Raw genomic sequence first — 6,453 nt, 5'->3', positions numbered from 1 at the left:
GTAGAGCACGTAGTTGCGGATCTGGTTGCCCCAGCCGGCCACGACGTGCTCGCCGTGCCCGGCTCGATCCGCTCACCCGGCTCGCGAGGTCCGAACCGCCTCATCCGCCAGGGCGCCTTCGCCGTGACCGACGTCGCGGACCTCGCGGCCTCACTCCGCGGCGCCGGCCTCGACGTGTACGACCCGTTCGACCCGGGCACGCCGACCACCGCGAACGACCCGCTGCTCGCCGCGCTGATCGCCGACCCGATGCGCCCCGACGACGCGGCCCGCGCGACTTCCGCCGACATCGTCCACACCATCCGTCACCTCGCAGCGCTCGAAGAGGCTGGGCTCATCGAGCGCCATGCCGACGGGCGGTACGGACCGCCAGCGGACGCCTGTAGGTACACGCGGCGCACGGTACAATCGCCGTGACCGCCACCCGACACCCGGCCGGAGGCACCCGTGCGCCTGGGCTCTGCACCCGTCACCGTCATCGGCGCCGGGCTCGCCGGCTCCGAGGCTGCGTGGCAGCTGGCGACGCGTGGCGTCCCGGTCAGACTCATCGAGATGCGCCCCAAGGTCCTCGGCCCGGCGCACCGCACGGACCGCCTTGCGGAGCTCGTGTGCTCGAACTCCATGAAGAGCGACGACCCGCACACGGCCGCCGGAGCCCTCAAGCACGAACTCGCCGCACTCGGCAGCCTCGTGCTCGCGTGTGCCCGCAGCGCCTCGGTCCCTGCAGGGGCCGCGTTGGCAGTCGACCGCGAGCGGTTCGCGGACTCCGTGACCGCCTCCGTCTCGCGCCACCCGTGCATCGACCTCGTCCGCGAGCGTGCGAACGCCCTGCCGCGAAGCGGACACACCATCGTCGCGACGGGCCCGCTCACCGACCCCGCCCTCGAGCCCGCGCTCTCCGAGGTCGTCGGCCCCGGCCGCCTCGCGTTCTTCGACGCCGCCGCGCCCGTCGTCGAGTCCGCCTCGATCGACCGTGGTCGCGTGTTTGCGGCGAGTCGCTACGGGAAAGGGGAGGGTGCCGACTACCTCAACTGCCCCATGGACCGGCCCACGTACGAGCGGTTCATCGACGCGCTCACCGCCGCCGAGCGCGTCGTGCTCAAGGACTTCGAGTCGCGCGACCTGTTCCACGCCTGCCAGCCGATCGAGGAGATCGCGCGCCGCGCGCCCGACGCCCCGCGCTTCGGGCCCATGAAGCCTGTCGGCCTGACCGACCCGGCGACGGGGGAGCGACCCTGGGCGGTCGTGCAGCTGCGCGCCGAGAACCGCGAAGGCACCGCGTACAACCTGGTCGGGTTCCAGACCAACCTCACCTTCCCTGAGCAACAGCGGGTCTTCCGCATGGTGCCCGGCCTCGAGGCCGCCGAGTTCACCCGCTACGGCGTGATGCACCGCAACACGTTCGTCGACGCGCCGCGCGTGCTCGCGCCCGACCTGTCGCTGCTCGCCCGCCCCGACGTGTGGCTCGCGGGGCAGCTCGCCGGAACCGAGGGCTACCTCGAGGCAGCGGCCACGGGGCTGCTCGCCGCCCTCAACGTCTGCGCGCGCCTGACCGGCGGCTCGCCGTTCGTCCTGCCCCGCGACACCCTCCTCGGCTCGCTCGTGTCGTACGCGACCGACCCCGACACGGCACCGTACCAGCCAATGCACGTGAACTTCGGCCTGCTCCCGCCGCTGCCGTCGAAGATGGGGAAGCGCGACCGCTATGCGGCGTATGCAGCGCGGGCCGCCGACGCGCTCGACGCGTACGTGCGCACTCGCTCGGACCTCGTGCCGGCGCCCGGTGCCACGGAGCTCTGCGCACCGTGACCACGCCAGGCTCTGCACGCGACGCCTTCCTGCGCCATCTGGCCGACGTGCGCGGGCTCTCTCCGCACACGGTCCGCGCATACGCGGGCGACCTCGCGCGCTATCTCGAATGGGCGGAGCGCGCCGGCGCCGATCCGCTGCACCTCAGCCACCGGCGGCTGCGCGGGTACCTCGCCGAGATGGACGCGGCCCGGTACTCGCGCCGCACGATCGCGCGGCGCCTCTCCGCTGTGCGCTCGTGGTTCGCCTACCTGCTCGCCGAGGGTCTCGTCGACTCCGATCCTGCCGCGGTGCTCGCCTCGCCCAAGCTGCCCGCGCGGCTCCCCAAGGCGATGCCCGCCGACGAGGTGCGCGCGCTGCTCGAGTCCCCCGACCCCGGTACGCCCGCGGGACTGCGCGACCGCGCGCTGCTCGAGCTCATGTACGCGACCGGCATGCGTGTGGGCGAGCTGTGCGCCCTGCGCGTCGGTGATGTCACCTCGGGCTCGGCGTCCGTGCGTGTCATGGGCAAGGGCGCCCGCGAGCGCGTGCTGCCGCTGCACCCCCTCGCCGTCGCCGCGGTCAATGCGTACCTGACGCGCGCCCGCCCGCAGATGGACCGCCGCGTCGCCGACGCGCTGTTCCTGTCGTCGACGGGCAACCCGCTATCCACCGACGCGGTCCGGCGCATCTTCCGCCGACGGCTCGCCGAGGCGGGCTGCGCCCCGGGCGCCTCCCCGCACACGCTCCGCCACGCGTTCGCGACCCATCTTCTCGAGGCCGGAGCGGACCTGCGGACCGTCCAGGAGCTGCTCGGTCACATTGCCCTGTCCACCACCCAGACCTATACTCACTTGAGCGTCAAGCGGCTCCGTGAGGTGCACGGAGGTGCGCATCCGCGCGCATGAGTGGTCGCAACGCATCAAGGGGCATGCATGAGATCTGACCCGCGCGCGGACGTCGCCGCGCTCTGGCAGCGCTACAAAGACGGTGACCCGGATGCGCGGGAGCAGTTGATCCTCAACTACTCTCCGCTGGTCAAGTACGTCGCTGGGCGCCTGTCGGCCAGCCTCCCGCAGACCGTCGAGACCGCCGACCTCATCAGCTACGGCATCTTCGGCCTCATCGACGCCATCGAGAAGTACGACCCCGACCGCGGCATCAAGTTCGAGACCTATGCGATCGCCCGCATCAAGGGCGCCATCATCGACGAGCTGCGCGCGATGGACTGGGTCCCGAGGTCGGTCCGGGCCCGTGCCCGTGAGATCGAGGCCGCCTACATCAAGCTCGAGAATGAGCTCAAGCGTGTGCCGGAGGACGAGGAGGTCGCCGCCGAGCTCGGGCTCACCCTACGCGAGTTGCAGGGGATCTTCACGAAGCTCTCGTACACTTCGGTGGTCTCGTTCGAGGAGATGTGGGGGGGCAACTCGGACCGCGAGGACCGGGCGGCGACGCCGGGCTCCCTGCGGGACGACGGCGCCGAGGACCCCGTCGCGGTCTTCGAGAGCAAGGAGATCAAACAGATCCTCGCCTCGGCGATCGAGCGGCTCCCCGAGCGCGAGAAGACCGTTATCATGCTCTACTACTACGAGGGACTCACCCTCAAGGAGATCGGCGAGGTCCTCGGCGTCACGGAGTCGAGGGTCAGCCAGCTGCACACGAAATCGGTCCTTCGACTCCGGGCGCGGCTGCACGCCGCACACGGCGCCGCAGCCGGGTAGCGAAGGACGGAAGGAGGCGCCCCGCATGGCAGGCGAGACCATACTCGTCGTTGAGGACACCGAGCTCCTGCGGCGCATGTACGCCGACAAGCTCGTCCAGGACGGCTACACGGTGCTGTCCGCCGGCGACGGCATCGAAGCGCTCGCACTCCTGCGGACCCACTCCGTCGACCTCATCCTCCTCGACCTCGTCATGCCGCGCATGAGCGGCCTCGAGGTCCTCGACACCGTCCATCGCGACCCGCGCACCGCCAACCTCCCGGTGATCGTGCTCTCCAACCTCGGACAGGAGTCCGACGTCGAGAAGGGCCTCGAGATGGGCGCTGCCGACTACCTCGTCAAGAACGAGGCGCGTCCCGCGGACGTCTCCGCCAAGATCGGAGCCCACTTCTCCGGCTCGGGCACGTCCGTTGCGACCGGCGAGGCACCTGCCGACGCGTGCAAGCTCGGCTCGTACTCGGTGTTCCTCCGGGACCGCGAGGGTGACGCCGACGAGCTCGTTGCCTGCGCCAACCTGCCGCGCCGCTTCTGGTGCCCCGCCTGCGAGGTCGAACTCGCACTGGACCTCGTCTCGCAACCGTCCCGCCCCGGGTGGTTCGACGCTCACTTCCAGTGCCCCAAGTGCGGGCGCGGCTTCTAGCCGCACCGCTGACGGACCGGCCGCACGCCCCGTCTTCCTGCCTGCCGCGCACTGTGCTAGACTGCGCGGGCTTTGACCACTCACGCCCTGCCGACCCCGGGCGCCGGTGCCGCGACATGCGGTTCGCCATCTACGGGGGATGACGCGGGCGGACGAACAACCGGGAAAGGGATACGTATGTCCACAGCCATCACCATGAAGGCCTTGCTCGAGGCCGGTGTCCACTTCGGGCACCAGACGCGCCGCTGGAACCCCAAGATGCGGCCGTACATCTTCACCGAGCGCAACGGCATCTACATCCTCGACCTGCAGCGCACCCTGCGCGAGATCGACCAGGCGTACCGCTTCGTGCGCGACGTGACCGCCAAGGGCGGCACGGTGCTGTTCGTGGGCACCAAGAAGCAGGCGCAGGAGGCGGTCGAGGTCGAGGCGGCCCGCTCCGGCCAGCCGTACGTCAACCACCGCTGGCTCGGCGGCATGCTCACCAACTTCGTCACCATCCGCAAGCGCGTCCAGCGCATGAACGACCTGGAGGCGATGGAGGACGACGGCCGGATGGCCGCGCTGCCCAAGAAGGAGGCGCTGAAGCTGCGCGCAGAGCTCGCGAAGCTGCGCCAGGGCCTGACCGGCATCCGCGAGATGGCAGACCTGCCGGCTGCCGTCTTCGTCATCGACACCAAGCGCGAGGCCATCGCGGTCGCCGAGGCGCGCCGCCTCAGGATCCCGGTGATCGGCATCGTGGACACCAACTCGGACCCGGATGACGCGGACTTCGTCATCCCGGGCAACGACGACGCCATCCGATCCATCACGCTGATGTCGCGCATCATGGCCGATGCCGCCGCCGCCGGCCGCATGGCCTCCGGCGCGCCGCCCGTGGTCGAGGCCGAGGAGCGCCCCGTGCCCGCGGTCGTGGAGGCGGCGGTCGAAGCGCCGGCGCCAGCCGAGGTTGCCGAGCCCGTTGCCGAGGAGCACGTCGCTGAGGCGTCGGCGGTCCCGATGGACGAGCCGGTCGAGGCCGACGCGGGCGATGTCGCGGAGACTGCCCCGGAGGACGCCGAGGCGGACTCCGCCGCCGAGCCCGAGGCGTAGGGCTGCGTCAGGAGCCGTGTCGCCGCGTCAGCACCACCCACACCACTGACCACGACGATCCGAAAGGGGTCGGACATGGAGATCACCGCCGCCAAGGTGAAGGAGCTCCGCGAGATCTCGGGCGCGGGCATGATGGACTGCAAGAAGGCGCTCGCCGAGTGCGGCGGCGACATGGACGCCGCCGTCGACTACCTGCGCACGAAGGGCCTGGCCGACCTGGCGAAGAAGGCCGGCCGCGCTACCAACGAGGGCATCATCGGCTCGTTCGTCTCTGACAGCGCGAGTATCGGCGCGCTCGTCGAGGTGGATTGCGAGACCGACTTCGTCGCCCGCAACGAGGACTTCAAGGCGTTCGTGCGCTCGCTCGCCGAGCACATCGCCACCGAGGACCCGGACGACGTCGCCACCCTCATGGCCCAGCCGTACCACGACGACCCCACTATCGCCGTCGAGCAGTTCTTCGGTGAGAAGGTCGCCAAGATCGGCGAGAACATGACGCTGCCGCGCTTCATCCGCTTCGAGCTCGGCTCCGAGTTCGGCGGCGTCACCGCCTACATCCACGGCGTCGGCAACATCGGCGTGCTCGTCGAATGCTTCGCCGGCTCCGCAGAGGCCGCAGCCTCTGACGCGTTCCGCACGTTCGGCAAGGACGTCGCCATGCAGATCGCCGCCGCACAGCCGATCTCGGTGACGCGTGACGAGGTGCCCGCCGACGTGGTCGAGCACGAGATGTCGATCTACAAGGCCCAGGCCGCGGAGTCCGGCAAGCCCGAGCCGATCCAGGAGAAGATCGCGACCGGTCGCCTCGACAAGTTCTTCAAGGAGTTCTGCCTCATGGAGCAGGGGTTCGTGAAGGACCCGGAGGTCACCATCGCCGACGTCGCCAAGAAGGTCGCTTCCGAGGCCGGAGCGCCTGTTGCCGTCACCCGGTTCGTGCGCTACGTGCTCGGCGAGACGCAGGAGTCGTAGGGCGCCACGAGTGCTAGACTCACCGATAGCCGCTTTCCCGGCGGGCCGGTACCACACGAGGACCGGCCCGTGGACTATCCGGTGCGGTCGAGCGGCATCTCAGGGGCGCGAACGGGTGAGGGGAGACGCGTGAGCGAGTACAAGTACAAGCGCGTACTGCTGAAGCTGTCCGGCGAAGCCCTCATGGGCGACGCAGGCTACGGGGTCGATCCCAAGGTGCTCGACGAGCTGTCGCCACAGATC

General features: G+C 70.3%; 8 protein-coding genes. All 8 read left to right on the top strand.

Translation table 11 applies throughout. The annotated features are described in order from the left end of the window. Nucleotides 1-54: 54 nt before the first annotated feature. Nucleotides 55-417, top strand: coding sequence for a hypothetical protein (locus tag FDZ70_05170; GenBank protein TLM77539.1), 363 nt, complete (start codon nucleotides 55-57; stop codon nucleotides 415-417). Nucleotides 418-453: 36 nt separating this feature from the next. After that, nucleotides 454-1,809, top strand: a complete 1,356-nt coding sequence (locus FDZ70_05165; GenBank protein TLM77540.1) for a methylenetetrahydrofolate--tRNA-(uracil(54)-C(5))-methyltransferase (FADH(2)-oxidizing) TrmFO — start codon at nucleotides 454-456, stop codon at nucleotides 1,807-1,809. Further along, entirely contained in the window at nucleotides 1,461-2,696 is a 1,236-nt protein-coding gene (locus FDZ70_05160) for a tyrosine recombinase XerC (protein TLM77538.1), read from the top strand. The genes FDZ70_05165 and FDZ70_05160 overlap by 349 nt, the downstream gene beginning before the upstream one ends. Nucleotides 2,697-2,723: 27 nt before the next feature. Further along, nucleotides 2,724-3,509, top strand: coding sequence for an RNA polymerase sigma factor WhiG (whiG, locus tag FDZ70_05155; GenBank protein ID TLM77537.1), 786 nt, complete (start codon nucleotides 2,724-2,726; stop codon nucleotides 3,507-3,509). 25 nt (nucleotides 3,510-3,534) lie between these two features. After that, nucleotides 3,535-4,149, top strand: coding sequence for a response regulator (locus tag FDZ70_05150; GenBank protein ID TLM77536.1), 615 nt, complete (start codon nucleotides 3,535-3,537; stop codon nucleotides 4,147-4,149). A 177-nt stretch (nucleotides 4,150-4,326) separates the two neighbouring features. Then, nucleotides 4,327-5,241: a 30S ribosomal protein S2 gene (gene rpsB, locus FDZ70_05145; protein ID TLM77535.1), complete on the top strand. Its 915-nt coding sequence runs from the start codon at nucleotides 4,327-4,329 to the stop codon at nucleotides 5,239-5,241. 75 nt (nucleotides 5,242-5,316) lie between these two features. Continuing rightward, nucleotides 5,317-6,210 carry an elongation factor Ts gene (locus FDZ70_05140; GenBank protein ID TLM77534.1) on the top strand — a complete coding sequence of 298 codons (894 nt, stop codon included), beginning with the start codon at nucleotides 5,317-5,319 and terminating at the stop codon, nucleotides 6,208-6,210. A gap of 129 nt (nucleotides 6,211-6,339) precedes the next feature. Beyond that, the coding region (gene pyrH / locus FDZ70_05135; protein ID TLM77533.1) for a UMP kinase at nucleotides 6,340-6,453 on the top strand (114 nt) is incomplete at its 3' end.

This window comes from Actinomycetota bacterium, assembly GCA_005774595.1.
Taxonomy (GTDB): domain Bacteria; phylum Actinomycetota; class Coriobacteriia; order Anaerosomatales; family D1FN1-002; genus D1FN1-002.
This window is presented reverse-complemented; position numbering and strand designations above follow the sequence as displayed.